A 24,967-nucleotide genomic window follows, 5' to 3' on the forward strand; every position below is an offset into this window, starting at 1 on the left:
CCTAAAAAATCGATACATGGAACAGAAAAAAAATTACACGCTGCCCATCGTCATGATGTTCGCGCTCTTTGCGATGATCTCGTTCGTGACGGGTCTGACCAACCCGCTGGGCGTCATCGTGAAGAACCAGTTCGCCGTGGCCAACTGGATGTCGCAGCTGGGCAACGCCGCCAACTTCATCGCCTACGCCTTCATGGGCATTCCGGCCGGGCTGATGCTAAAGCGCATCGGCTACAAGAAGACGGCGCTGGTGGCCGTGGCCGTGGGCTTCTTCGGCGTGGGTATCCAGTTCCTCGCCGGCGAGGCGGGCAGCTTCGGCGTCTACCTGACGGGCGCATTCATCTCGGGCTTCTCGATGTGCATGCTCAACACGGTGGTCAACCCGATGCTCAACACGTTGGGCGGCGGCGGCAAGAAAGGTAACCAGCTGATCCAGTTCGGCGGCTCGCTGAACTCGATCTCGGCGACCATCGTCCCGATTCTGGTGGGTTACCTGATGGGCAACGCGGCCAATGCAACCATCAGCGACGCCGCTCCGGCGCTCTTCATCGCCATGGGCATCTTCGCCGTGGTCTTCGTGGTGCTCTACGCCGTGAAGATTCCCGAACCGTTCGCCATCGAGACCGCCAAGTCGGCCAAGAAGGAGAAGTACAGCGCCCTTTCGTTCCGCCACTTCGTGCTGGGTGCGCTGGCCATCTTCATCTACGTAGGCGTCGAGGTGGGCATTCCCAACTTCATGTACCTCTTCCTGACGGCCGGGCGCGACGCTTCGACCAGCGGCGTGGGCATGGCTGCCGCGGCCGCCGGATCGCTGGTAGGCACGTACTGGTTCCTGATGATGTGCGGCCGGCTGATCGGCGGCGCCATCGGCGGAAAGGTGTCGAGCAAGGTGCAGCTGACGTTCGTCTCGACGCTGGCCATCGCCTTCGTCGTCGCGGGCATCTTCTCGCCGCTGACGAGCGAGGTTTCGATGCCCGTCTTCACGGGTACGGGCTTCGGGCTGGTACAGGTTCCCATCGGTCTGATGTTCATCACCCTCTGCGGTCTGTGCACGTCGGTGATGTGGGGCGGAATCTTCAACCTGGCGGTCGAGGGACTGGGCAAATACACCTCGATGGGCTCGGGCTTCTTCATGGTGATGGTGTGCGGCGGCGGTATCCTGCCCCTGATCCAGGGTGCGGTCTCCGACGCGGCCGGTTATCTGACCAGCTACTGGGTGATTATCGCCGGGCTGGCCTACCTGCTCTACTATGCGCTGATCGGCTCGAAGAACGTCAACAAGGATATTCCGGTGGAATAACCTGTGCGGTGTTTGCCGAAACGAGGAGGCGGCGGGTCCAGTGACCGGCCGCCTCCTCGTTGTGTTCCGTCCGGCTCAGCTGCCGCCTGAGGCGATGATCGCGGCCAGTCCGGCGATGAAGAAGAGGAACATGACCACCAGCAGCGTGACGGTCCTGCGGTCCGCGCCCCGGAACTCCTTCCAGATGAAGACGCCCCAGACGGCGGCGATCATCGGGGCGCCCTGCCCGAGGGCGTAGGAGATGGCGGCTCCGGCCATGCCGGCGGCGATGTAGCTGAACGCCGTGCCCAGACACCAGACCGCGCCGCCCAGCACGCCCACCAGGTGCGTTCGGAGCGAGCCGCGGAAGTAATCGCGGTAGGAGACCGGAGCGCCGACAAAGGGCCGCCGCATGGCCAGCGTGTTGAAGACGAAGTTGCTCAAAAGCACGCCGACCGAGAAGACGAAGATGGCCGTGTAGGGGGTCAGCATGCCCCGCGTCGGGGAGGCGAAGTCGTTGAGGTCCATGGCGGCGGCGACGAAGCGGTAGAAGAACGACATGAGGATGCCCGCCACGATGGCCAGCACGATCCCCTTGCGGTTGCGCGAGGCCGAGTCGCCGCTTCGGCGCATGCGTCCCGAGGCGATGCCGTTGCAGACGATCGCCACCACGATCAGCGCCACGCCCAGAAAGAGGATATAGGGATCGCCCTTGGGCGCTCCGATGTAGTTGACGATGACCCCCAGCACCAGCGCCAGCCCCACCCCGAGCGGAAAGGCGACCGACAGTCCGGCCAGCGAGACCGATGCCGAGAGCAGGATGTTCGAGGCGTTGAAGATCACCCCGCCCAGCAGCACGCTGCCTACGGCGGCCCAGGCGGCCTGCGAAAGGTCCTGGACGAAGGGCCGGCCCTCGCTTCCGATGCTTCCCATCGTGAAGCCCAGCACGACGGCGAAGAGCACCATGCCGATCACATAGTCCCAGTAGAACAATTCGTAACGCCACGTCTTGCCGGCGAGTTTCTGCGTGTTTCCCCACGAGCCCCAGCAAAGCATCGTGATGAAGCAGAAGACCACGGCCAGCGAATAACTGTTTACAACGAACATAGCAGGAGAGTTTTAAGTTTCGTACGGTTTCAGCGGTCGTCCCCGATTTCGCACCGCCACGGGATCGAGGTTTGTGCGCCCATGCGGGTGACCGAGACCGAGGCGCAGCGGGCGGCGAAACGCACGGCGTCGGAGAGGCTTTTCCGTTCGGAGAGCGCCACCAGCAGGGCGCCGTTGAAGACGTCGCCCGCGGCGGTGGTATCCACCGGGGTCACGTGCGGTGCGGGGACATGCTCGGTCTGCTCCGGCGTGCGGATCAGCGCTCCGTCGGCCCCGAGGGTGACGATGACCTGTCCGACCCCCTTTCCGAGCAGGATGCCGGCCGCTTCGGCGGCGTCGTCCACCGTGTGCACCGCCCGGCCGGTCAGCGTTTCGGCCTCGGTGCGGTTGGGGGTGATCAGGTGGACCTGGCGCAGCAGCTCGTCCGGAAGCGGCATGGCCGGGGCGGGGTTCAGCACGACCTTCGTGCCCGCTCGGTGTGCCAGCTCGACGGCGTAGGCCACCGTATCCAGCGGAATTTCGAGCTGCAGCAGGAGGTAGTCGGCCCCCGCGATGCGGTCCGCCACGGCGTCGATCCGCTCGCGCGTCAGGCGGCGGTTGGCCCCGGGCGCCACGGCGATGCTGTTCTCACCGTCCTCCGAGACGAAGATCAGCGCCGTGCCGGTCGGGATGTCGTCGACCGTCATAAGGGTCGAGGTGTCGATGCCGTCCGCGGCGAACTGCTCGCGCAGCACTGCGGCCGCCGCGTCGCTGCCCAGCGAGGAGACGAAACCCACGTCGCCCCCGAGCCGGGCGGCCGCCACGGCCTGATTGGCCCCTTTGCCGCCGTTGGCCTGCATGAAGAGGGCTTCGCCCACGGTCTCGCCGGGACGGGGCAGCTGCCTGACCCGGGCGATCAGGTCGATGTTGGAGCTTCCTATTACCAAAATCTTGTTCATGGTTCGATGGTTGTCGGCGCTGCCGCGCGGCTCCGCACGGACGCGGTCCCCGTGGCGCCGATCGGGGAGGTGCGCACAAATCGTACCGATACGCCGATCCGCCGATCCGCCGGGCCGAAACTGCGCTGAAATTCCGTTTGCGGCGGACGGAGCGCTTTGCCGCGGACCCCTGCGGACACAAAAAAACAGGACGCCCCTTGGGGACATCCTGTTTTTTTGCGGAATCGACTCGCCGGATTATTTCTCCTCCGTGGTGCGGGTCATGCGCTTCTCCTTGATGCGGGCCTTCTTGCCGGTCAGATCGCGCAGGTAGTAGATACGGGCGCGGCGGACTACACCGACCTTGTTGACCTCGATCTTGTCGATGTGGGGCGAGTAGAGCGGGAAGATACGCTCGACACCCACGCCGTTCGACACCTTGCGGATGGTGAACATCTTGGTCTTGCCCGAACCCTTGATCTGGATCACTACGCCGCGGAAGCTCTGGATACGCTCCTTGCTGCCCTCGACGATCCGGTAGGATACGGTGATCGTGTCTCCGGCCTTGAACGACGGCACGTCGGCGTCGGTCTTGGGCCACATCTGCTCGTTGACGAGCCGGATGATTGCATCTTTGTTCATGGTTGCAACTTTTTGCTGTTTCGCATTCGACATTCCCGCTGCGCGGTGGCTACCATGCGGATTCCCTGATCCGCAATCCCGCCCGAAGAGCCGCCGCCTTTCGGCAGCCGTCCCGGGCATCCGCCGTAGCGCCCAATGAAAGAGGTCGATATACGTCCCCGAAGGGAGGACAAAGGTAAGAAGTTTTTTTCATTCGCGCAAGGGTGGCACAAAAATTCGTATATTTGTCCGAAATAATCCGGCCGGCCCTGTGCGCCGCGGCGGGGAGGCCGCCCTGCACCGCCGGCTGCTTTCAACACATTCAACGAAGATGAACGAACGACTGATACTTATCACCAACGACGACGGCTTCGACTCGAAGGGGCTGGCCGCGGCCGTCGAGGCGGCGCGCGGCCTGGGCCGCATCGTGGTCGTGGCCCCCGAGAAGATGCAGAGCGGCATGAGCCAGGCCATCACCATGTACCGGCCGCTCTTCCTGCGCCGTGTGCGCGAGGAGGAGGGGTTGGAGGTCTACGCCTTTTCCGGAACGCCGGTCGACTGCGTGAAGATGGCTTTCGACTACCTGCTGCGCGACGAGCGGGTCGATCTGGTCATCTCGGGCATCAACCACGGCTCCAATTCGGCGGTCAACGTGCTCTATTCGGGTACGATGGGCGCGGCCATCGAAGGGAGCTTCTACGGCTGCCCCGCCGTCGGGCTGTCGCTGGACGACCACGCCGCCGACGCCGATTTCGAAGCCTCCGTCATCTGGGGGCGGCGCATCGTGGAGCAGGTGCTCGCGGGCGGGGTGGAACTGCCGCTGTGTCTGAACGTGAACGTTCCGGCCGGCAAACCGGAGACGGTCCGCGGGCTGCGCCTCTGCCGGCAGAACCGCGGCTTCTGGCGCGAGGAGTTCTTCCGCCACGAAGACCCCCGGGGCCGCGAATACTTCTGGCTCACGGGCGAGTTCGTCAACGGCGAACCCGAAGCGGAGGACACCGACGAGTGGGCGCTGCGGAACGGCTACGTCTCGGTGGTTCCCGTGCAGGTCGATCTGACGGACTACCGCCAGTTGGAGCGGCTGCGGGGAGTGCTCCGCTGAACGAAAAAATTCGGCGAATCGCAGCGGCAGGTTCCGAATTGTTGTTACCTTTGTAAAAACGACCGCCTATGCTCATCAAAGTCCTGTTAGTCATTTCGATCCTCATCCAGACCGTGGCGACGGTCTACGCCCTCAGGCTGGTGCGCACTACCAAGTACAACTCGGTGTGGATTCTCTTCATCATCGGTTTCTCGCTGCTCTCGGTCGAGCGGCTGGTGCAGCTGCTGATCGCCAGCGGGCAGTACGTGCCGCGCTGGTGGTTCGGCTACCTGGGCATCGTGATCTCCATCTGCCTCTCGATCGGGGTGATGTACGCCCACAAGCTCTTCAAGTACATCGGCCGCCTCAACCGCCAGCGGCAGCTGCTCAACAAACGCATCCTCACGGCCGTGCTGCGCACGGAGGAGAAGGCCCGCTCGCGCTTCTCGAAGGAGCTGCACGACGGGCTGGGTCCGCTGCTCTCCTCGGCCAAAATGTCGCTCACGGCGCTTGCGCGCGAGGAGCACGACGCCGAGCAGCGCGAGATCATCGACAACACGACCTACGTCATCGACGAGGCCATCCGCTCGCTGCGCGAAATCTCGAACAACCTCTCGCCCCACGTGCTCAACGACTTCGGTCTGGCGCGCGGCGTACAGAACTTCATCGACAAGAGCGCCGCGATGCACGACGTGAAGATCCGCTTCACGACCAATCTGCGTTCGGAGCGCTTCGACACGGACGTCGAAGTGATCCTCTACCGGGTGATTTGCGAGCTGATCAACAACTCGCTCAAACACGCCGGCTGCACAGCCGTCAACCTCTCGCTCTCGCAAAACGGCACGGAACTGGCCCTCGACTACACCGACAACGGCCACGGCTTCAACCCGCAGGCGATGATGGACTGCGGCATGGGCCTTTCGAACATCGCCTCGCGCATCAGTTCGCTCGGCGGGACGTTCGACATCGTTTCGGCCAAGGGCAAGGGCATGCGCGCCGCGATCCGCGTGAGCACGCAGGAGGAACCGGCCGGTCGCCGGCCCAAACGACGCAGACGATGACGGAGTGCCGGATCGCGCTGGTGGACGACCACACGCTCTTCCGCAACGGACTGCGGGGGCTGCTGGAGCACTGCGCCGGCTGCCGCGTCGTGGCCGAGGCGGGCGGGGGCGAGGAGTTCCTGGCGATGCTCGATACGCTGGAGGCCGACGTGGTCTTCATGGATTTCGCCATGCCGGGGCTCGACGGGGCGCAGACCACCGAACGGGCGCTGGCCCGCCGGCCCGAGCTTAAGATCATCACGCTCTCCATGTTCGGGGAGGAGAGCTACTATTCGCGCATGGTGCAGGCCGGGGCGCGCGGCTTCGTGCTGAAGGATTCGGACATCGGCGACGTGCTCGAAGCCGTCGAGACGGTGGCGGCGGGCGGCAGCTACTTCAGCCCGCGGCTCCTCTCGTCGCTCACGGGACGCATGCGCACGCGCGAGGATGCCGCCGACGAAGAGCTCTCTTCGCGCGAACGCGAGATACTGGTGGCCGTGTGCCGCGGCCTTTCGAACCAGGAGATCGCCGACGAACTGTTCATCTCCAAACGCACGGTCGACAAGCACCGCGCCAACATCCTCGAAAAGACGGGCTGCAAGAATACCGCTTCGCTGGTGGTCTACGCCATCCGCAACGGCATCGTCGAGGTCTGACAACCCCTTCCCATCCACGAAGAAAGCGGCCCGAAGCCGCTTTTCTTATTTCCCGTTCACTCGCCGGAAATTCCGTCCGCCCTATTCTGCCGGAACGAACTTGTAGAGCTTGTCCCCGCGCCGGATCACGCTCTCGGTCCGCATGGCGCACAATTCGCCCTGCGCGACTTCCCGCACCGGAGCGCCGTCCGGCCCGTGCAGCTCCGCGAGCGGCTGTTCCGCGACGCCCGTGGTCGGCCCGAGGAAGAAAATTTCGTCGCCCACCGCGAGCGGCGCGGCTTCGACCAACACCTCGGCGACCGAGATTTTCCGGTAGAAGTTGACCACCTTGCCCACGTAGACCTTGCGCCTGGTGGCCGACGACCCGTAGGCCGGGCTGTGCTCCACGACGGGCCGTCCGGCGTAGTAGCCCTCCCAGAAACCGCGGTTGAAGACCGTCCGCAGCCGCTCCTTGTAACCTGCGGCCGCCTCGGGGGTGTAAGTTCCCGCCTCGATGGCGCGCAGCGCCTCGTCGTAGGTTTCGACCACGCGTTTGACATACTCCGCACCCCGCGCGCGCCCCTCGATCTTGAGCACCCGCACCCCGGCGTCGATCATTTTGTCGAGAAAGTCGACCGTGCAGAGGTCTTTGGGCGAGAGGACGTAGCGTCCGTCCACGTCCAGTTCGGCCCCCGTCTCCCGGTCGCGGACCGTGTAGAGACGGCGGCAGAGCTGGCGGCATGCGCCCCGGTTGGCCGAACAGTTGGTCTCGTAGAGCGAGAGGTAGCATTTACCCGAGACGGACATGCAGAGCGCCCCGTGGGCGAACATTTCGATCTGGACCAGCTCGCCGCGCGGTCCGCGGAGGTCGTTTTCGACGATCTGCCGCCGGATGGCCGCCACCTGTTCGAGCGTCAGCTCGCGCGCCAGCACCACGGTGTCGGCCCACTGCGCGAAAAACTTCACCGCCTCGGAGTTCGAAATATTGCTTTGGGTGGAGATATGCACCTCGACCCCCACGCGCCGCGCATAGAGAATCGCGGCCAGATCGGTGGCGATGATGGCGTCGACCCCCTCCTGCTTGGCGCGGTCGATCACCGCGTGGACCGTCTCCAGCTCGTCCTCGTAGACGACGGTGTTGACCGTAAGGTAGGTCTTCACCCCCTGTGCATGGGCGATTCGGACGATCCGGCGGAGGTCCTCTTCGGTGAAGTTGGCCGCCGAAGCCGAACGCATGTTCAGCTTCCCGATGCCGAAATAGATGGAATCGGCCCCGGCCCGGATGGCTGCGGCGAGCGATTCGTACGACCCCACGGGGGCCATCAGTTCGATGTCGGTGCGTTTCATGGATGCAGGGTGTTCGGGAGCCTCAGACGGCCCTTATTTGTTTCTTCCCATCAGTCCGCGCGCGTATTCGCGCATCGGCTCCAGCCGGGCTGGGTCGACCGACAGCGTCTCGAGGATGCCGAGCGCCCGTTCGAAGCGCAGCGAAATCTGCTGTTCGGTCAGCCGCGGGATGTCGTAGCGGTCGTAAATGGCCTTCACGGCGGCGATCTTCTCCGCGTCGGTGAGCATCGGATCGCGGTAGGCGTTGCGCAGCACGTCGCGGGCGCTCTCTTCGGCGCGGCTCATGGCCGTAATCATCAGGTAGGTCTTCTTGCCCTCGAGGATGTCGCCGCCGATGGCCTTGCCCAGGCGCTGGTCGCCGTAGCTGTCCAACAAGTCGTCCTGCAACTGGAACGCAAGCCCCAGTTCGACCGCGAAGCGGCGCAGCTTGCGGCAGTCCTCCTCCGAAGCGCCGCCCAGCAGCGCCCCGATCACGGTCGCTCCGGCCAGCAGGGCCGAGGTCTTCAGCTCGATCATGTGCATGTATTCGACCACCGAGACCTTCTGCCTCTGTTCGAAATCCATGTCGTACTGCTGCCCCTCGCACACCTCGAGAGCCATCGTGTTGAAGGTCCGCAGGATGTGCGGCAGCAGCTGCGGCGGAACCTCGCCCAGCAGGCGGTAGGCGCAGATCAGCATCGCATCGCCCGAGAGGATAGCCACATTCTGCCCCCACTTGGCGTAGACCGACGGCTTGCCGCGGCGCACGGCGGCATTGTCCATGATGTCGTCGTGCAGCAGCGTGAAGTTGTGGAACACCTCCACGGCCGAGGCGGCCGGCAACGCGCGCTGCACCTCGTCGGTGAACAGGGAGCACCCCAGCAGCGTGAGCATCGGCCGCAGCCGCTTGCCGCCCCCAGCGAGCGAATAGCCGATCGGGGCGTAGAGAAGTTCCGGCTCGGCCGCGAATTCGATCTGAGCCAGGTGGTTTTCGATAAGGGCGAGGAGTTGCTCGTTGGATTGCATGGCTGGATATTGCTTAGGGTGTTTAGGAGGTTCAAAAGTAGAAAAAAAGTTTGGAGTAGCCGAATTTTGTCCTAACTTTGAATGAAAATTAACCAATCCCAGACAGGACCTATGAAAAAACTCGCTATCGGCGTGGACATCGGCGGCATCAACACGGCTTTCGGGCTGGTGGATGAGAACGGCGACCTCTATGCCGAATCGGTCATCTCGACCAAGAAATATCCCACTGTCGACGACTATCCCGCCTATGTGGAGGACCTTTGTGCGGCCATGCGCGCGCTGATCGACAGCGTTTCGTTCGACTACCAGCTCGCGGGCATCGGCATCGGCGCGCCCAACGCCAACTACCACCGGGGCACGGTCGAAAATCCGGCCAACCTCTGGAAATTCCGCGAGGGCGAACCCAATCCCGACGAGTCGCGCCGCCTGTTCACGCTGGCCGACGATATCTCGCGCTGCCTGGGCGGGGTCAAGACGCTCATCACTAACGACGCCAACGCCGCGACCATCGGCGAGATGATCTACGGCAACGCCAAGGGGATGAAGGACTTCATCATGATTACGCTGGGCACGGGCCTCGGTTCGGGTTTCGTCGCCAACGGGGAGATGATCTACGGCCACGACGGCTTCGCGGGCGAGTTCGGCCACATCATCGTCGAGCGCGGCGGCCGCGAGTGCGGCTGCGGACGCAAGGGGTGTTTGGAGACCTACGTCTCGGCCACGGGCATCAAGCGCACGGCTTTCGAGCTGATGGCCAAAATGTCCGCTCCGAGCAAGCTGCGCGGCATCGCCTTCGACGATTTCGACGCCTCGATGATCTCGGTGGCCGCCGAACAGGGCGACCCCGTCGCACTGGAGGCGTTCCGCTATACGGGCGAACTGCTCGGCCGCGCGCTGGCCGACGTGGTGACGGTGACCTCGCCCGAGGCGATCTTCCTCTTCGGCGGCTTGTCGAAAGCGGGCAAGCTAATCTTCGAACCCACGCAGTGGTACATGGAGGAGAACATGCTCTTCGTCTTCAAGAACAAGGTGAAGCTGCTCCCGAGCGGCATCCAGGGCAAGAATGCCGCCATCCTGGGCGCTTCGGCCCTAATCTGGCAGCAGGAGAAATAGCCCGCCCGCGCAGGTCTCCCGACAGCCCGGTCCCGGCCACCCGACAGTCCCACAGCCTGGTCACCCGCCCGCGCAGGCGGTCCGACCGACAGCCCGGCCCCCGGTCACCCGACAGTCCTACAGCCTGGTTACCCGCCCTCCTGACCCACAAACTGACCAACCAAAAGCCCCCGGATACGGACCGGGGGCTGTTTTTTTGGTTGTCCGGGGAAAATATGTCCGTTTAGTTCACAAAAAGAACGTTTTGGAATAGTTTGGCTTGCACAGAAAAGCGACCCGATGCGATACATCCGAACCGTTTTATCCCTAACTTGCAACCAAAGGTTTAGGTTAAAGGGGTGTTCGGTTGACACCGCTGGTTTCTCTCAAGTGTTTCACGTTCCATTAAATCCACGTTTTATGAAAAAATTCTTCTTTTTCATGGCCGCGGGCATGCTCGTCATGTTCGGCGGCGGATGCTCCGATTCGGAGGACGACAACGGTTCGGCCGTGCTCGCCAAACCGGTATTTTCCAATACCGAAGCAACCCAGACCACGATCCGGGTGAGCTGGAATCCGGTGGCCAATGCCGATTCGTACGGTTACGAAGTTACGGGCGGCGGCCTTGCGGGCGTCAGCGGCACGACCGCCGAGCGATTCTTTGCGCTCGAGAGGCTGACGCCGGATGCCGAGTACCTCGTTCGCGTGAAGGCGCTCTCGGGAAACGGTGCTTTCCGCGAATCGGAATACGCCGAGGTGAAAGTGTCGACCAAACCCGAGTTGCCGCGGCTCGACAAGCCCGTTCCGGTGCTGCCCGGGATCGTGGGAACAAGTGTGACCGTCACCTGGGAGGCGGTCGCCGGGGCGGCGTCCTACGACTATGAATTATTGAAAGGGGAAAATACCCCCCCCCTTGCGAGCGGCTCTACTGTTGAATGCCAATGCGTTGCAGCAGACCTCGAAGCAGGTGTCGCCCACTGCATCCGCGTCCGCGCCGTCCCCACGGATACGGAGCGTTTCGCACCGTCGGAGTGGGCCGAAATCGAATTTACGCCCCAAGCGTTGCGCAGCTACGCCGTGGGCGACCTCTATGACCACGGCGGTGTGAAAGGCATCGTCTACGCCCTCGACGAGGGGAGCAACGGGACCAGCGGCATGATCGTGTCGCTCGACGAGACCTTCTGCGTCTGGTCGCCCCGCTTCGACGACCTGAGCGGTGGAGAGAACGGCAACGGCGAACGGTACGACGGCAGCGTGAATATGGAGCGCGTCCGGCAGATTACCGACTGGAAGCGTTACTACCCCGGCTTCGCCTGGGTCGACGAGAAGAATGTCGACGGGGTTACCGGCTGGTACGTACCCGCCTACTCCGAGCTGTCGAAAGTGTTCGAGGTCTACAACGGCGGCCCGAGCGGCCGCAACGAGGAGGCCCGCGCGGCGTTCAACGCAAAACTGGTCGCTGCCGGCGGCGTGGCGTTCGAAACCGTTCCCTACTGGACCTCCACGCAGTTCGACAACGAGATGAGCTATGCGATCAAGTTCTCCTTCGGCAACGAAGCTCTCTATAAGAGTGAGGAACACGGGATGCGCGCCGTGCACGCCTTCCCGGTGCCGGAGAATCCCAATCCCAACCCGGGAGCCGGAATCATTCCCTTCTCGCTCTCCTTCTATGAGCCGGCCTGCGACCGGAACGCTTCGAAGATCGAACTGACCCTCTCTCCCGCCGACGCACAGGTTAATGTGAGCGAGACCGCCTGGTGCAAGAGTTCGCGCAACGGGCGCAAGATCGTGCTGACGATCGAGGCCAACGAGACGGGCAGCTTCCGTTCGGCGACCATCGACGTGACGCTGGCTTCCGATGCCAAGATGAAGCGGCAGATCGTCGTCACGCAGAGCCAGTACGCGATCGGCGATTTCTACGACGTGAACGGGGTGAAGGGGGTCGTCTGCAATACTGACGGCGAGCACGGCACATTGATCTCGCTGGACGAGACTAAGGCCATCTACTCGCGCGAGGTCGGCGAGACCACGGGAGCCGATTCGTGGAGCGACGGACTTTACAATTTCAGCAGGATCAGCAAGCGCGACAACTGGCAGGAGAACTATCCGGGTTTCGCCTGGTGCAACGCGAAGAACGCGGCCGGCGAGGTGAAGTGGTATCTGCCCGCGCTGAACGAGCTGAAGCAGATTTACGACAATTCGACCGCGTTGAACCAAACGCTCAATGCGAACGGCGGTACGCCGCTCAACGGCTCGGACAAGTATTGGGCCTCGAACGAAAGCACGTCGAACGCCGATTTCGCCTGGTACGTCGACTTCGGCAGTTGGTCTTACGAGGTGCGCGACGTGAAGGAAAAGACGACGGAGCTGCGCGTGCGCGCGGTCTACCGCTACTGATCCGTCACCCCTTACCTGCGAAAGGCGTCCCAGCAAAGGGACGCCTTTCGTTATTGAGAAAGAATCCTGTATCGACGACCGGCAACCTCATTGTGCCGCGCAGCGGCGCGGAAGCCCCACCCGAGGGAGGGTCATCAGCGCATCACGATCTGCGACTGCCCGATCAGCCGGCCTTCGCAGAAAAGCTCCACCTGATAGGTTCCCGGCGCGAAGCCCGACGAGTTGAAGTAGATACCCACTTCGAGGTCCTGATTCTGGTAGTCGACCTCGCGCATGGCCGAGTAGCTCAGCCGCTCGCCCTCGTATTCGAAGGTCGGCATGGCCTCGGTGGTCAGCACGTAGCCGTCGGGCGAGATGATGCGGACGTAGACCGCCTTGTTGCCCGGTTCGGCCAGTTCGTTGGCCGCGAGGACGAAGTCCACGCGCAGCCGGTCGGCGTTCTTGACGCGTGAAACGGGTTTGCTGCGCGCGTTGAGGGCCGAGAGGCGGATGTCGCGGGCGCGGATGACCGAGCCGACCTTGACCTTGTTGTCCAGTTCGGCGGCCTTCTCCTCGGCCATGTCGGCGCGCAGCTTGGCCGAAGTGATCTCCTTGCGGAAGGAGACGTTCTCCGAAATGAGCTGCTTGTTGAGCGTATTGAGCGAGTCGATCTGCCGGATGTAGCCCGTCATGATGGTGCGCAGCGTGCCCACCTCCTTCTCGTACTGCTTGATCTTCGAGAGGTTCCACGAACGCTCCTTCTTCAGGCGCGTCATCAGCGAATCGGCGCGGTCGCGCTCGATCGTGAGGTTGGCCGAGATCGAGTCGTTCGAAACCTGGAGGTTGTCGTAGTCGGTCATCAGCCGTCCCAGGTCGTTCTGGATCGAGTCGCGGTCGGCCTGCAGCAGCTCGTTGTCGCGCATCTGCTGGCGGTGGATGCTGAAGTAGAGCACCGATAGCGCCACTAGAATCACCGAAAGGATGATGATGACGATGCGGTAGCCGCGGATCGATTTGACGGCCTCTTCCGGCCGGGGCGCGTAGTCGTCCTCGTAATCGGAGGGTTCGTATCCCTTGTTGTTCTCTTCCATAGGTTTTCAGTTAGTGGCCGACCGCGCACGGGCCGGGCCGCCGCCTGTCGGAGCTGAGTTTATAGGGCAAATATAGGAAAAATTACGCAATTCGCCGCAGACCGTGCCGGTTACTTGTCGCGGCTCGAAAGCGGGTATTTCAGCCCCTTGTACCCCGAAAGGTAGGCCTGGATGCTGCCGATGCGTACGGGCGACTCGATGTAGAGCGGGATTTTGTTCTTGTCGTCCGAAATCCAGATCGTGAAGACCGTGCCGTCGGTGAACGAAAACTCCTCGGTGGAACCCAGCTCGCATTCGAACTTGAGCGTGCGGAAGCGGCCCATGTTGCGAATCTTCTTCGTCTCGCGGCCCAGGTAGCGGAACCGCAGGTCGCGGATCGTGTCCTGCAGCACCATCCTCAGCGTGGCGGGCTCCCCCTCGCGGAAGTCGTCTGCCTCGGCGGAGCGGAGGTTGAAGAAGAGGGCGATGGGGTCCATGCTCTGCTGCGTAAGCTCCATCTGCCGCTGTTCGTAGGGGTTCTGCCGGCTGCGCCAGCGGGTGTCGATCCGTGCGTTGTCCCAGTCGTAGGTGTAGAAGCTCTGGAACGTGTAATCTCCCTCGCGGATGTCGCTCTCGAAGCGCAGGGGACGCAGCCGTTCGGCGTCGATCCACACCGTGTAGATATCCTCCAGGTTGAAAAACCAGCGGTAGGTGGGCAGCGTGCGCCCCGCGCCGACGACCTTGTAGAGGGGTTTCCCGTCGGGCAATGAGTCGATCGAAGTGACGATCTCGACGGTCCCCACCTCCGTGTTGGGGAACATCTTGGCCTTGTAGCTCACGCGGTAGTCGAGCACTTCGCCCGGGTGGTAGAGCTGCGCGGCGAGGGGCGAAGCCGCCGCGAGCAGGAGTATCGAAAACAGAAGTCGTTTCATTCGGTAGCGTTTAAAGAGTTAACGGGTCGATGGGGTCGAATATTACGAAATACGCGAAAAATCAATCTCTTCGCGTCCCGAATAGCGCCGCCGGAGCGCTTCGAGCCCGCGGTGTTCGGGGGCGGAGAGGGTGCGGTCGGCGGCGAGCAGCTCCGCGGCGGCATCGCGCGTGAGGGTCAGAATCTGCACGTCGGCCGTCGGGCTGGCGATCTTCAGATCAAATGCCATGCCGCTCTGCTGGGTTCCGTTGATGTCCCCGGCCCCCCGCAGCTTAAGGTCGAGTTCGGCCAGTTGGAAGCCGTCGTTGGTCTGACACATGGCCTCCAGCCGTGCCCGCGACTCGCGCGAAAGCTTCTCGCCCGACATGAGGATGCAGTAGGATTGTTCGCCGCCGCGCCCCACGCGGCCGCGCAGCTGGTGGAGCTGCGAAAGTCCGAAACGCTCGGCCGACTCGATGACCATGACCGTGGCGTTGGGCACGTCGACCCCCACCTCGATCACCGACGTGGCGACCAGAATGTCCGCCTCGCCCGACTTGAACTGGCGCATCGACTCCTCCTTGTCCGCGGGCTTCATCTTGCCGTGGCAGATGGCCGTGACATATTCGGGCAGCGGAAAGTCGCGCGAGATGGCCTCGTAACCGTCCGTGAGGTCCTTGTAGTCCATCGCCTCCGACTCCTTGATGAGCGGATAGACGACGTAGACCTGCCGTCCCTTGCGAATCTCCTGCTTCATGAAGCCGAACAGCCGCAGCCGCGCCGCGTCGGTGTAGTGCACGGTCTTGATCGGCCGGCGGCCCGGGGGCAGCTCATCGATCACCGAGACGTCGAGATCGCCGTAGAGGGTCATCGCCAGCGTGCGGGGGATCGGCGTAGCGGTCATCACCAGAATGTGGGGCGGCCGCTCGTTCTTGGTCCAGAGCCGGGCGCGCTGCTCCACGCCGAAGCGGTGCTGTTCGTCGATCACCACGAAACCCAGGTTGGCGAACTGCACGCGGTCCTCGATCAGCGCGTGCGTGCCGATCAGAATGTCCACCTCGCCCGAGGCGATCCCTTCGAGCGCCTTTTTGCGCTCCCGGGCTTTCGACGCGCCCGTCAGAATCGCCACGCCCACGTCCATGCCCTCCATGAGACGGGTGATGGTGGCGTAGTGCTGACGGGCCAGTATTTCGGTGGGGGCCATCATGCAGGCCTGGTAGCCGTTGTCCACGGCCAGCAGCATCGACATCAGCGCCACGAGGGTCTTGCCGCTGCCCACGTCGCCCTGCAGCAGGCGGTTCATCTGGTAGCCCGTCACGGTGTCCTGCCGAATCTCCCGGATGACGCGCTTCTGCGCCCCGGTGAGCGGAAAGGGGAGTTTTTCGGTGTAGAAGGTGTTGAAGACGCCCCCGACGCGCGGAAAGAGGAAGCCGTTGCTCTTGGCCAGCCGCTCGGTGCGCCGCTGCTGGATGTTGAGCTGCACACCTAACAGTTCGTCGAACTTGAGGCGGTACTGCGCCTGCCGCAGCGCCTCCTGCGACTGGGGGAAGTGGATGTTGTAGTACGCCTCGCGCAGCGGAACCAGTCCGTAGCGGATCCTTACGCTCTCGGGCAGCGGATCGGCGATATGCTCTTTGGCGAGCGCCCAGGCGTTGCAGACGATCTGATACAGACCTTTCGCACCGAGCACCTTGCCCAGCCCTTCGGTCGAGGGGTAGATGCCCTGCATGCCGCTCTCGGCCTTGCGCGAAAGGGCCTGTTCGATGGTCTCCAGCTCGGGATGGGCCATTTGCAGCTCCCCGCGGTAGAACGACGGGCGGCCGAAAACGAGGTACTCGCGCCCCACCTCCACGCGCTTCTCGATCCACTTGATCCCCTGGAACCAGACCAGCTCCACCTGCCCGGTCTGATCCTGCGCACAGGCCGTGAAGCGGCGTTTGCGCCCCGCTCCGGCGTAGGAGATGCCCGTGATGCGGGCGCGCAGCTGGACGTAGGAGAGCGCGGCCGCCTCGGTCACCTCGCCGATGCGGTAGATGCGCGTGCGGTCGATGTAGCGGAACGGGTAGTGTTGCAGCAGATCGCCGACAGTGCGGATGCCCAACTCGCGTTCTAAGAGTTTGGCACGCGCCTCGCCGACGCCTGCGACGAACTTGACGTCGTTATCGAGGTAGTTGCTCACGGGGTTTCGGTCTACGAAGCACAAATATACGCTTTTCGGAGAGCATATACAAATTTTCCGCCCTGCGGGCGGGCGTGCACGTCTTTTCGAGCGTCGTCCGTTCGGGGAGCGGAGCGTCCGACCGAAATTTTCGTTACCTTTGTTGCAGCAAATACCCGAACATGGACCTGACACAATACAGACGCCGCCCCGCGTGCGAAGTGCGCATCGGCGGGGTGGTGATCGGCGGCGGGCATCCCGTCGCCGTGCAGTCGATGACCAACACCGACACCAACGACACCGAGGCCTCCGTGGCGCAGATCGAGCGCATCGACCGCGCCGGCGGCAAGATCGTGCGGCTCACGGCGCAGGGCCGCCGCGAGGGGGAGAACCTCGCGCAGATCGTCCGCCGCGTGCGCGAGGACGGTTTCGACACGGCGCTGGTGGCCGACATCCACTTCCTGCCCGAGGTCGCCGCCGTGGCCGCGCAATGGGTCGACAAGGTGCGCATCAACCCGGGCAACTACCGCCTCGACCGGGGCGAGTTCGAAGCGCTCGTCGAGCAGTGCCGCGCGCGGGGCGTGGCCATCCGCATCGGGGTGAACCACGGTTCGCTCGCCCGCCGCGTCTTCGACGAGTGGGGCGACACGCCTGAGGGGATGGTCGTCTCGGCGATGGAGTTCCTCCGAATTTGCCGGCGGATGGAGTTCGACCAGGCGGTCGTCTCGATGAAGTCGTCCAACACGCGGGTGATGGTGGCCGCCTACCGCCTGCTGGTCGAGGCGATGGATGCAGAGGGGATGAATTTCCCGATTCATCTGGGGGTCACCGAGGCCGGGAACGGGCTGGAGGGGCGCATCAAGAGCGCCGTGGGCATCGGTGCGCTGCTGGCCGACGGCATCGGCGACACGATCCGCGTCTCGCTCACCGAAGCGCCCGAGCACGAGATTCCCGTGGCGCAGCTGTTGGCCGACCACTTCCGCGAGCGGCCCGGTGTCTTCGCGGTCGCGCACCCGGAGGCGTATTCGCCCTGTGCCTACCGCCGCCGTTCGCGGGTGACGGTTCCCGTCGTGCATACCGAGCCGCTGGCGGGATTCCGCGTGATCGAAGCCGTCTCAGGCAACCCCACGGCCGAGCTGCGCGCCGCGATTCTGAATCTCGATTCCGACGAACCCGTGGTGGTGAAGCGACGCTATGACGAACCCTCGCTCGAAGCGCTGGCTGTCAAGGCCGCCGCCGATCTGGGGCTGCTCTTCCTCGACGGACTGGCCGACGGCATCTGGATCGACGCGCCCGCCTTTCCGCAGGAACAGGTCCGCGACGTCGAGTTGATGATCCTCCAGGCCGCCCGCGTGCGCTTCTCGCGGACCGAATACATCGCCTGCCCGAGCTGCGGGCGGACGCTCTACGATCTGGAGGGGACGCTGGCGGCGGTCAAGGCGCGCACGGCGCACCTAAAGAATCTGCGCATCGGGGTGATGGGCTGCATCGTCAACGGCCCCGGCGAGATGGCTGATGCCGATTACGGCTATGTGGGTGCGGCTCCGGGCCGCATCACCCTCTACAAGGGCCGCGAGGTCGTGGCGCGCAACATTCCGCAGGGAGAGGCGCTCGACCGGCTGGTCGAGCTGATCCGGGAGCACGGCGACTGGAGCGAACCCGAAAGCCCGGCCCGCCCATGACCATCCTGCCGATCGCCTATCTGCCCGGCGTGGAGTGGTTCGCGCACCTCGTGCGCGGCGAGTGCGTCATCGACCTGGGCGAGCATTTCGTGAAGCGCTCGGAGCGCAACCGCGCCCGCATCCTTGCCCCGGACGGGGTGATGGAGCTGACGGTCCACGTGCGCAACGCCAACCGACCCGGCCAACCCGTGCGCGACATGCGCATCGACTACTCCAAGCGGTGGCAGCACCAGCATTGGGGCGCGCTGACGGCCTCGTACAAGGCGTCGCCCTATTTCGACCATTACGCCCCGCTGTTCGAGCCGTTCTACCGCCGCGAGTGGGCCTTTCTGGCCGACTACGACCTGGCGCTGATCGAACTCCTGTGTGCGCAGCTGGGCCTGCCCGTGCCCCGCGTGAGCGAACGCTACGTTGAAGCCGCGCCCGGCGACCGGGACCTGCGTCCCAAACGAAAAGAGGGTCCGGCATTCGCTGCCGAACCCTATGTGCAGGTCTTCTCCGACCGGATGCCCTTTGCACCTAATTTGTCGTTTGCGGACCTGTTGTTCGCCGAAGGACCGGCGTCCGCTTCGGTTTTAGCACGTTGCCTACCAGCAGAGTAACGCTGTCGCGCAGCTCCCCGGCCCACACCTTCACCTCGACCCGCCCATTGAGCGACACCGAATCCGACCGGTAGTGGCAGGCCGCGTACTCCTTCATCACGAGCGTATCCGTCCCCGCGACCAACTGCGGCACGCCTGCCGAGGAGTAGACGCGGAATGCCTGCCGCTCCCGGTCGCGCAGCGTATGACGCTTGTCGACCAGATGCAGCGTCGGCGAACGGCGGTTCCACAACGCCCGGTAGAGGTAGTAGGCGTCCTTGTGCAGGCGGCGGTCGATGGTCACCAACCCCTCCGAATTGATGCCGTAGGGGCGTCGCGCCGAGCCGTAGTCGAACATGTTGTCGATCCAGACGCCCCAGAAGAGCGAGTCGTTTTGCAGGTTGCGGGCGTACTCCTCGTGAAAGGCGGTCTGCCGCTCCTCGGGCATCCAGTTGGAGCGCGGGGCCGCCTTGGCCGTGTAGCTCTTGTGTCCGGGCATGCCGCTGCCGCCGTAGGCCACGCCCGAGCGCAGGTGCGACCAGTTCTGTTGGAGCTGGTCGCGCCAGATCCGCACGTCGTCCGTCGAACCGCGGTTCCAACCCACGTCCTGCCGCCAGACCACCAGATCGGTCACGAAGTTGATATCCCCGTCCTGATCGCTGCACGCCACCGTGGGGCGCGAGGGGTCGAGCGCATGGGCCGCTTCGTTGAGCCGGCGCAGGTACGCAACCGGGTCGTCGCCGCGCATCCACAGCCGCGAGAAGATGCCCCACATCACCACCGAGGGGTGGTTCATGTGCTGCGCCACGATCTCGCGCAGCTGCTCCAGCCCGTTCTGCTCGAACCGCTGCGTGGGGTAGTAGGCCACGTCGCTCAGAAAGGCGCGGTGCAGCGGGGCGTCGATCCACACCAACACCCCCTCCTCGTCGCAGCGGTCGTAGAGGTGCTGCGGGTGGGGCATCACCGCCGAACGGATCGCATTGGCCCCCAGGTCGAGGATCTGCCGCAGGTCGTCGTCCAGATCGGCCGCGGTGAGCGTGCCGCCCGAGAGGGCGTTGTCGTGGTAGAGCGTCACGCCCCGGACGGGAATGCGCGCGTCGTTGATGCGAAAGCCGTCCGGCGTGCTGGCCGCGATGTTCCGGAAGCCCGTGCGGACGCTCACGCGGTCCGAGAGCGAGTCTTCGCCCAGGCTCACGGTCACCGTGTAGAGGTCGGGGTGTTCGGGGCTCCACAAGCGGGGATTCTCGAAGGCGATGGGGACGGTCACCGGTTTGTCTTCGATGCGGGCGCGCTGCCGCTTCGTGAAGACCGGCGTGCCGTCGGGGGCCGTGACGTCGAGCGTCAGCGTGCAGGCGTTCGCCCCGCGGGCGGTCAGATGGATCTCGGCTTCGGCCTCGACCCGCTCGGGGGTGATCGTGTGCGGACGCACCAGCACCCCCTCCGTGCCGAGGTAGAGGGGCGATACGGCGGTCGGTTCGGTGAGGATCAGCTCCGCCTCACGGTAGATGCCGCCGTAGCGGTTCATGTCGGTCGAAGTGGGCAGCACGTCGTTCGAAGCGGCGTTGCTGACGGTCATCAGCAGGTAATTGTCGGCACCGAAGCGCACGCGGTCCGTCACCTCGAACACGAAGGCCGTGCCTCCGCCGCGGTGTGTGCCGGCGTAGTGGCCGTTGACGAACAGGTCGGCGACGCTCTGCACGCCGTAGAATTTGACGAAGAGCCGTTTGCCTACCCACTCCGCCGGGATGTAGATGCTGTTCAGGTAGTTGCCCGTGGTCTCGAGGAAGTAGCCCTCCGCCAGCGGGTCGGTGTTCCAGCTATGGGGCAGCGTGACGTGGCGGGCGTTGTCGGAGGTGTTCTCCCGCTGGAAGAAGAAGCGCCACCCTTCGTTCAGCGGAAAGACCTCGCGGGCCGGCGCGGAAGCGCAGGCGGCGAGCAGCAGCAGTGTTATCAGGTATCGTTTCATAGTTGCGTCAATTCGTTATCCGGGACAAATTTACAATTTTTTACCGCATCGGGAACCGCTTTTCGATCGTTTGGGTATCTTTGCGTTGAAAAACGCTCAGACAGGCTCCGCCCCGTCAGGACAAGCTGCGCTTGCTTCTGCCCTCGGCTTGCGCTGTCTTTGCGTTGAAAAAACAACGCCCGAACATTTTATGGCAGTCGCCTACCAGCATCAGATCGAAACCATCTCGCGCCGGCTCAGGGAGCTGCGCCGCGAGCGGGGCTACACCGTTCAGGAGCTGGCCTACCGCTGCGACATGGAGCGCTCGAACGTGAGCCGCATCGAGGCCGGCCGCGCGAACCCCACGCTGCGCACGCTCTGTACGCTGTGCAGCGCGCTCGACGTGCCGCTGTCGGAGTTGCTGCGCTGAGCGTTTGGCCCGTAAGGGCTTTTTTCGTACCTTTATCCCCACCAATAAGAGTAGGATGGCATGAACTGGATCGATCTGATCGTCGCGCTGGTACTGCTTCTGGCCGTATGGAACGGCTGGCGGCAGGGCTTTATCGTGCAGGTGTGCAGCTTGGCGGGAATCGTCGCGGCCATCTGGCTGGCTGCGCATTACGGCGCCATGGTGGGCGGGTGGCTCAATCTCGACCCCCAGATCGCCGCCCCCGGCGGATTCGTCGCCGTGCTAATCGTGGTGGTGATCGCCGTTGCGATCCTCGCGCGCGCCGTGCGCAAGCTGTTCCATTTCGCCGGCTTCGGCGTCTTCGACCACCTGCTGGGTGTCGGGGTCTCGGTGCTCAAATACCTGCTGTTGTTGGGGGTGCTCTTCACGGCGTTCGACCGCCTGAACGAGGATTATACGCTCGTCGGACCGCAGACGATCGAAAAATCGGTCGCTTACCGCCCCGTCATGCGCGTTTCGGGGCTGGTCTACCCCTTGCTGGAGTGGGTCGGCGACCGGGTTCCGCTGCATGACGAGGGCGACGAGCCGCAGGAGGCGGACGAAGCGGACACGATCCGAAGCATATAATTATGGAGCGACGAAGTGACGGAGTGGTGGTCCGGGCGACCGGAAGCTGGTACGAAGTGCTGCACGACGGGCAGACGCTCCGCTGCCGCATCCGCGGCCGGCTGCGTCTGAAAGGGGTCCGCTCGACCAATCCCGTGGTCGTGGGCGACCGCGTGACGTGCGAGCGGGACGAGGCGGGCGACTGCCTGATTACCGACATCGCTCCGCGCAGCAACTACGTGATCCGCCGCGCCTCGAACCTCTCGAAGGAGTCGCACATCATCGCAGCCAACATCGACCGGGCCGTGCTGCTGGTCACGCTGCGCTCGCCGGAGACCCCCACCGAGTTCGTGGACCGCTTTCTGGTGACGTGCGAGGCGTACAAGGTTCCGGTGACGATCCTCCTCTCGAAGATCGACCTGCAGGAGGCGGAGGCGGTCGCCCGGTTCCGCACCATCTACGAGGCGGCGGGCTACGAGGTCGTGGAGGTCGCGGCCAAAGCGGGCGTCGGGCTGGAGCGCGTGCGCGAACTGCTCGCAGGCCGCACGACGCTGCTGGCGGGGAATTCGGGCGTGGGCAAATCGACGCTGGTGCACGCCATCGACCCCTCGCTCGACATTCGCACGGGCGAAATCTCCGAAAGCCACCACAAGGGGCGCCATACGACCACCTTCTCGACCATGTACCCCCTTTCGGGCGGCGGTGCGGTGATCGACACCCCGGGCATCAAGGGTTTCGGGCTGATCGACATCGACGACGACGAGTTGTGGCACTACTTCCCCGAAATGATGCGCGCGGCGCCGGGCTGCCGCTTCTATAACTGTACGCATACACACGAACCGGGCTGCGCCGTCATCGAGGCGGTCCGCAGCGGGGAGATCGCCTGGGAGCGTTATGAGAGTTACCTGAAAATCCGCGACGAAGATGAAAAATACCGCAAATAGGGACCAGGCGTGGTATGCCGCGCGGATCGAGGCGCTCGCGCAGTTCATGACCCCCGAGCGCTTCTCGACGCTGAGCCGCACGGTGCAGATGCGCACGCACTACATGACCGTGCTGGCGGAGAACATGTTCCACGGGCAGAACGCCGCGGCGCTCATCCGGCACTGCGAGGCGTTCGGCGTGCAGCGCATGCACACCGTCGAGACGCTCTGCAAGTTCGAGCCGAGCGCCGCCGTGGTGCGCGGGACCGACCGCTGGGTCGACGTCTGCCGCCACCGCTCGACCGCCGATGCGCTCGCGGCGCTCAAGGGGGCGGGCTACCGCATCGTGGCCACCACGCCCCACCGCGAGGACGTGACCCCCGAGACATTCGACGTAGCGAAGGGCCGCTTCGCGCTGGTCTTCGGAACCGAGCATGCGGGCATCTCGGACGAGGTGATCGCCGCGGCCGACGAGTTCCTGCGCATCCCCATGTGCGGGATGGTTGAGAGCCTGAACGTTTCGGCCTCGGCGGCGATCCTGATCTACATGCTCTCCGAGCGGATGCGCCTCACGGTTCCCGACTGGCGGCTCGCGCCCGCCGAGCAGGCCGAGGTGCTCTTCCGGTGGATGTGCGCGAGCGTGAAGGATGCGCCCGAAATTCTGAACCGACAACTGGGAGATACGATCGAATGAATATTCTGCGGAAACAATTTCTGGCCCACGTGGCCCAGACCTCGCCCTCGCCGATGCTCGTCGAGGTGGCGCGCGCCGAGGGGGCGTTCTTCTATACGCCCGAGGGCAAACGCTATTTCGACCTGGTGGCGGGCGTCTCGGTGAGCAATGTGGGCCACGCCAACCCCGCCGTGGTCCGCGCCGTACAGGAGCAGGCCGCGCGCTACATGCACGTGATGGTCTACGGTGAACTGGTCGAGACGCCGCAGGTGGCCTACGCCGCGCGGCTGGCGTCGCTGCTGCCCGCACCGTTGGAAAGCGTCTACTTCGTCAACTCGGGCGCCGAGGCGGTCGAGGGGGCGCTGAAGCTGGCCAAACGCTTCACCCGCCGCACGGAGGTCCTCTCCATGCGCCGCGCCTACCACGGCTCGACGCAGGGGGCCATGTGCCTGATGGGTTCGCCCGAGGGCGAGGAGTGGAAGAACGCCTTCCGCCCGCTGATGCCCGGCTTCGCGTCGATCAAGTTCAACGATTTCGGGCAGCTGGAGCGCATCACCGCTCGCACGGCGTGCGTCGTGGCCGAACCCGTGCAGGGCGAGGCGGGCGTCCGTCCTCCCGCGCCGGGCTATCTGGAGGCGCTGCGCCGCCGCTGCGACGAGGTGGGGGCGCTCTTGGTCTTCGACGAGATTCAGACCGGCATGGGGCGCACCGGCGCCCTGTTCGCCATGCAGCGTTACGGGGTCGTCCCTGACATCGTGTGTCTGGCTAAGGCGCTCGGAGGCGGCATGCCGCTCGGGGCGTTCGTCGCGCGGCACGAGGTGATGGACACCCTGCAAACCGCTCCCGTGCTGGGCCATATCACCACCTTCGGCGGCCATCCGGTCTGCTGTGCAGCCGGACTGGCGGCGCTCGATTACCTGATCGAAAATTCCGTCGTCGAGCAGGTCGAGGCGAAGGGGGCGTTGTACGAAGCGTTGCTGCGCGACCACCCCACCGTGCGCGAAATCCGCCGTTCGGGGCTGCTGCTGGCCGTCGAACTGGGTTCATCCGAAAAGCTTTACCGCATCATGGAGCTTTTTAAGGAGGCGGGCATCCTGAGCGACTGGTTCCTCTATTGCGACACGGCGTTCCGCATCTCGCCGCCGCTGACCATTACGGAGGCGGAGGTGCGCGAAAGCGCTGCGCTGATCGTGCAATGTCTGAATAAGTTGGATAAATAGAAAATAATGTCTACCTTTGCGGCCGTGCTTGCCCGAAACGATACTCCGATGAAGTCTTGCCGCGCTCCGCGGCAGGATAAGGGCGTGCAAACTCCCCCCCCCATGAGATAGCGTTTCGCTATCGGACGATCCTGTTTTTGAAATATCCGGCTAAGCTGGCCGCGTGTATCCGTCGATACGCGCGGCTTGTTCGTTTACGTGCCTATATCAATCACAAGAATAATGAAGAGATTTAGTTACGAAACTCCCACGTTGGAGTGTATCGACCTGCTCGTCGAGCGGGGATTCGC

Annotated in this window: 22 protein-coding genes; 13 read left to right on the forward strand and 9 right to left on the reverse strand. The window is 64.0% G+C overall.

The window, feature by feature from the left end:
• The first annotated feature begins 16 nt into the window (after positions 1–16).
• A complete protein-coding gene (locus ACMO9O_RS08975) occupies positions 17–1,300 on the forward strand; it encodes an MFS transporter (protein ID WP_418983528.1) in 1,284 nt (427 codons plus the stop codon).
• Between the two features lie 75 nt (positions 1,301–1,375).
• Here ACMO9O_RS08975 and ACMO9O_RS08980 read toward each other — a convergent pair whose 3' ends face one another.
• From ACMO9O_RS08980 to rplS, 3 genes are all read right to left on the reverse strand, one after another.
• The gene (locus tag ACMO9O_RS08980; RefSeq protein ID WP_418983529.1) at positions 1,376–2,386 is read right to left on the reverse strand and encodes a GRP family sugar transporter; all 1,011 of its coding nucleotides are present in this window, start codon (positions 2,384–2,386) and stop codon (positions 1,376–1,378) included.
• A gap of 29 nt (positions 2,387–2,415) precedes the next feature.
• A complete protein-coding gene (rbsK, locus tag ACMO9O_RS08985) occupies positions 2,416–3,324 on the reverse strand; it encodes a ribokinase (RefSeq protein ID WP_418983530.1) in 909 nt (302 codons plus the stop codon).
• A 237-nt stretch (positions 3,325–3,561) separates the two neighbouring features.
• Positions 3,562–3,945: a 50S ribosomal protein L19 gene (gene rplS / locus ACMO9O_RS08990; RefSeq protein ID WP_418983531.1), complete on the reverse strand. Its 384-nt coding sequence runs from the start codon at positions 3,943–3,945 to the stop codon at positions 3,562–3,564.
• 310 nt (positions 3,946–4,255) lie between these two features.
• On the opposite strand from rplS, the gene surE reads away from it, so the two are divergent.
• The 3 genes from surE (at position 4,256) to ACMO9O_RS09005 (ending at position 6,701) form a co-directional block, all read left to right on the forward strand.
• The gene (surE, locus tag ACMO9O_RS08995; protein WP_418983532.1) at positions 4,256–5,026 is read left to right on the forward strand and encodes a 5'/3'-nucleotidase SurE; all 771 of its coding nucleotides are present in this window, start codon (positions 4,256–4,258) and stop codon (positions 5,024–5,026) included.
• Positions 5,027–5,094: 68 nt separating this feature from the next.
• Positions 5,095–6,066, forward strand: a complete 972-nt coding sequence (locus tag ACMO9O_RS09000; protein ID WP_418983533.1) for a sensor histidine kinase — start codon at positions 5,095–5,097, stop codon at positions 6,064–6,066.
• Entirely contained in the window at positions 6,063–6,701 is a 639-nt protein-coding gene (locus ACMO9O_RS09005) for a response regulator (protein ID WP_418983534.1), read from the forward strand. Before ACMO9O_RS09000 ends, ACMO9O_RS09005 begins: the two co-directional genes overlap by 4 nt.
• An 81-nt stretch (positions 6,702–6,782) precedes the next feature.
• On the opposite strand, the gene ACMO9O_RS09010 is transcribed toward ACMO9O_RS09005, so the two are convergent.
• Together ACMO9O_RS09010 and ACMO9O_RS09015 are read right to left on the reverse strand one after the other, a co-directional pair.
• The gene (locus tag ACMO9O_RS09010) at positions 6,783–8,027 is read right to left on the reverse strand and encodes a peptidase U32 family protein (RefSeq protein ID WP_418983535.1); all 1,245 of its coding nucleotides are present in this window, start codon (positions 8,025–8,027) and stop codon (positions 6,783–6,785) included.
• 33 nt (positions 8,028–8,060) lie between these two features.
• Positions 8,061–9,032, reverse strand: coding sequence for a polyprenyl synthetase family protein (locus tag ACMO9O_RS09015; protein WP_418983536.1), 972 nt, complete (start codon positions 9,030–9,032; stop codon positions 8,061–8,063).
• Positions 9,033–9,143: 111 nt separating this feature from the next.
• Here ACMO9O_RS09015 and ACMO9O_RS09020 point away from each other — a divergent pair, with 111 nt between their 5' ends.
• Entirely contained in the window at positions 9,144–10,145 is a 1,002-nt protein-coding gene (locus ACMO9O_RS09020; RefSeq protein WP_418983537.1) for an ROK family protein, read from the forward strand.
• A 399-nt stretch (positions 10,146–10,544) separates the two neighbouring features.
• The gene (locus ACMO9O_RS09025) at positions 10,545–12,521 is read left to right on the forward strand and encodes a DUF1566 domain-containing protein (protein WP_418983538.1); all 1,977 of its coding nucleotides are present in this window, start codon (positions 10,545–10,547) and stop codon (positions 12,519–12,521) included.
• Positions 12,522–12,655: 134 nt separating this feature from the next.
• On the opposite strand, the gene ACMO9O_RS09030 is transcribed toward ACMO9O_RS09025, so the two are convergent.
• From ACMO9O_RS09030 to recG, 3 genes are all read right to left on the reverse strand, one after another.
• Positions 12,656–13,591 carry a hypothetical protein gene (locus tag ACMO9O_RS09030; protein ID WP_418983539.1) on the reverse strand — a complete coding sequence of 312 codons (936 nt, stop codon included), beginning with the start codon at positions 13,589–13,591 and terminating at the stop codon, positions 12,656–12,658.
• 110 nt (positions 13,592–13,701) lie between these two features.
• Positions 13,702–14,502 (reverse strand): DUF3108 domain-containing protein, encoded by an 801-nt coding sequence (locus tag ACMO9O_RS09035; RefSeq protein ID WP_418983540.1) that lies wholly within the window; start codon positions 14,500–14,502, stop codon positions 13,702–13,704.
• Between the two features lie 42 nt (positions 14,503–14,544).
• Positions 14,545–16,659, reverse strand: coding sequence for an ATP-dependent DNA helicase RecG (gene recG, locus ACMO9O_RS09040; protein WP_418983541.1), 2,115 nt, complete (start codon positions 16,657–16,659; stop codon positions 14,545–14,547).
• Between the two features lie 161 nt (positions 16,660–16,820).
• On the opposite strand from recG, the gene ispG reads away from it, so the two are divergent.
• Positions 16,821–18,320 carry a (E)-4-hydroxy-3-methylbut-2-enyl-diphosphate synthase gene (gene ispG, locus ACMO9O_RS09045; RefSeq protein WP_418983542.1) on the forward strand — a complete coding sequence of 500 codons (1,500 nt, stop codon included), beginning with the start codon at positions 16,821–16,823 and terminating at the stop codon, positions 18,318–18,320.
• A complete protein-coding gene (locus ACMO9O_RS09050; protein WP_418983543.1) occupies positions 18,317–18,922 on the forward strand; it encodes a WbqC family protein in 606 nt (201 codons plus the stop codon). Before ispG ends, ACMO9O_RS09050 begins: the two co-directional genes overlap by 4 nt.
• On the opposite strand, the gene ACMO9O_RS09055 is transcribed toward ACMO9O_RS09050, so the two are convergent.
• Positions 18,840–20,867, reverse strand: a complete 2,028-nt coding sequence (locus ACMO9O_RS09055) for a glycoside hydrolase family 2 protein (protein WP_418983544.1) — start codon at positions 20,865–20,867, stop codon at positions 18,840–18,842. The genes ACMO9O_RS09050 and ACMO9O_RS09055 overlap by 83 nt on opposite strands.
• Before the next feature lie 190 nt (positions 20,868–21,057).
• Between ACMO9O_RS09055 and ACMO9O_RS09060 the strand changes: the two genes are divergently transcribed.
• Genes ACMO9O_RS09060 through ACMO9O_RS09080 form a run of 5 tightly spaced genes read left to right on the forward strand, consistent with a single transcriptional unit; the run spans position 21,058 to position 24,677 of the window.
• Positions 21,058–21,276 carry a helix-turn-helix domain-containing protein gene (locus ACMO9O_RS09060; RefSeq protein ID WP_418983545.1) on the forward strand — a complete coding sequence of 73 codons (219 nt, stop codon included), beginning with the start codon at positions 21,058–21,060 and terminating at the stop codon, positions 21,274–21,276.
• Between the two features lie 60 nt (positions 21,277–21,336).
• Complete coding sequence (locus ACMO9O_RS09065; RefSeq protein WP_418983546.1) at positions 21,337–21,882, forward strand: CvpA family protein; 546 nt, start codon at positions 21,337–21,339, stop codon at positions 21,880–21,882.
• Positions 21,883–21,884: 2 nt separating this feature from the next.
• Positions 21,885–22,805 carry a ribosome small subunit-dependent GTPase A gene (rsgA, locus tag ACMO9O_RS09070; RefSeq protein WP_418983547.1) on the forward strand — a complete coding sequence of 307 codons (921 nt, stop codon included), beginning with the start codon at positions 21,885–21,887 and terminating at the stop codon, positions 22,803–22,805.
• Positions 22,786–23,478, forward strand: coding sequence for a TrmH family RNA methyltransferase (locus tag ACMO9O_RS09075; protein WP_418983548.1), 693 nt, complete (start codon positions 22,786–22,788; stop codon positions 23,476–23,478). The genes rsgA and ACMO9O_RS09075 overlap by 20 nt, the downstream gene beginning before the upstream one ends.
• Positions 23,475–24,677 carry an aspartate aminotransferase family protein gene (locus ACMO9O_RS09080; protein WP_418983549.1) on the forward strand — a complete coding sequence of 401 codons (1,203 nt, stop codon included), beginning with the start codon at positions 23,475–23,477 and terminating at the stop codon, positions 24,675–24,677. Before ACMO9O_RS09075 ends, ACMO9O_RS09080 begins: the two co-directional genes overlap by 4 nt.
• The last annotated feature ends 290 nt before the right edge of the window (positions 24,678–24,967 follow it).

The organism is Alistipes sp. (genome assembly GCF_048465635.1).
In the GTDB taxonomy this organism is placed as follows: Bacteria; Bacteroidota; Bacteroidia; order Bacteroidales; family Rikenellaceae; genus Alistipes.

Bases quoted from the DNA above. Each gene is read 5' to 3' on its own strand.
- ACMO9O_RS08975 (WP_418983528.1), top strand. From the start codon at position 17: ATGGAACAGAAAAAAAATTACACGCTGCCCATCGTCATGATGTTCGCG.
- ACMO9O_RS08980 (WP_418983529.1), bottom strand. From the start codon at position 2,386: ATGTTCGTTGTAAACAGTTATTCGCTGGCCGTGGTCTTCTGCTTCATC.
- rbsK (WP_418983530.1), bottom strand. From the start codon at position 3,324: ATGAACAAGATTTTGGTAATAGGAAGCTCCAACATCGACCTGATCGCC.
- rplS (WP_418983531.1), bottom strand. From the start codon at position 3,945: ATGAACAAAGATGCAATCATCCGGCTCGTCAACGAGCAGATGTGGCCC.
- surE (WP_418983532.1), top strand. From the start codon at position 4,256: ATGAACGAACGACTGATACTTATCACCAACGACGACGGCTTCGACTCG.
- ACMO9O_RS09000 (WP_418983533.1), top strand. From the start codon at position 5,095: ATGCTCATCAAAGTCCTGTTAGTCATTTCGATCCTCATCCAGACCGTG.
- ACMO9O_RS09005 (WP_418983534.1), top strand. From the start codon at position 6,063: ATGACGGAGTGCCGGATCGCGCTGGTGGACGACCACACGCTCTTCCGC.
- ACMO9O_RS09010 (WP_418983535.1), bottom strand. From the start codon at position 8,027: ATGAAACGCACCGACATCGAACTGATGGCCCCCGTGGGGTCGTACGAA.
- ACMO9O_RS09015 (WP_418983536.1), bottom strand. From the start codon at position 9,032: ATGCAATCCAACGAGCAACTCCTCGCCCTTATCGAAAACCACCTGGCT.
- ACMO9O_RS09020 (WP_418983537.1), top strand. From the start codon at position 9,144: ATGAAAAAACTCGCTATCGGCGTGGACATCGGCGGCATCAACACGGCT.
- ACMO9O_RS09025 (WP_418983538.1), top strand. From the start codon at position 10,545: ATGAAAAAATTCTTCTTTTTCATGGCCGCGGGCATGCTCGTCATGTTC.
- ACMO9O_RS09030 (WP_418983539.1), bottom strand. From the start codon at position 13,591: ATGGAAGAGAACAACAAGGGATACGAACCCTCCGATTACGAGGACGAC.
- ACMO9O_RS09035 (WP_418983540.1), bottom strand. From the start codon at position 14,502: ATGAAACGACTTCTGTTTTCGATACTCCTGCTCGCGGCGGCTTCGCCC.
- ispG (WP_418983542.1), top strand. From the start codon at position 16,821: ATGGACCTGACACAATACAGACGCCGCCCCGCGTGCGAAGTGCGCATC.
- ACMO9O_RS09050 (WP_418983543.1), top strand. From the start codon at position 18,317: ATGACCATCCTGCCGATCGCCTATCTGCCCGGCGTGGAGTGGTTCGCG.
- ACMO9O_RS09055 (WP_418983544.1), bottom strand. From the start codon at position 20,867: ATGAAACGATACCTGATAACACTGCTGCTGCTCGCCGCCTGCGCTTCC.
- ACMO9O_RS09060 (WP_418983545.1), top strand. From the start codon at position 21,058: ATGGCAGTCGCCTACCAGCATCAGATCGAAACCATCTCGCGCCGGCTC.
- ACMO9O_RS09065 (WP_418983546.1), top strand. From the start codon at position 21,337: ATGAACTGGATCGATCTGATCGTCGCGCTGGTACTGCTTCTGGCCGTA.
- rsgA (WP_418983547.1), top strand. From the start codon at position 21,885: ATGGAGCGACGAAGTGACGGAGTGGTGGTCCGGGCGACCGGAAGCTGG.
- ACMO9O_RS09075 (WP_418983548.1), top strand. From the start codon at position 22,786: ATGAAAAATACCGCAAATAGGGACCAGGCGTGGTATGCCGCGCGGATC.
- ACMO9O_RS09080 (WP_418983549.1), top strand. From the start codon at position 23,475: ATGAATATTCTGCGGAAACAATTTCTGGCCCACGTGGCCCAGACCTCG.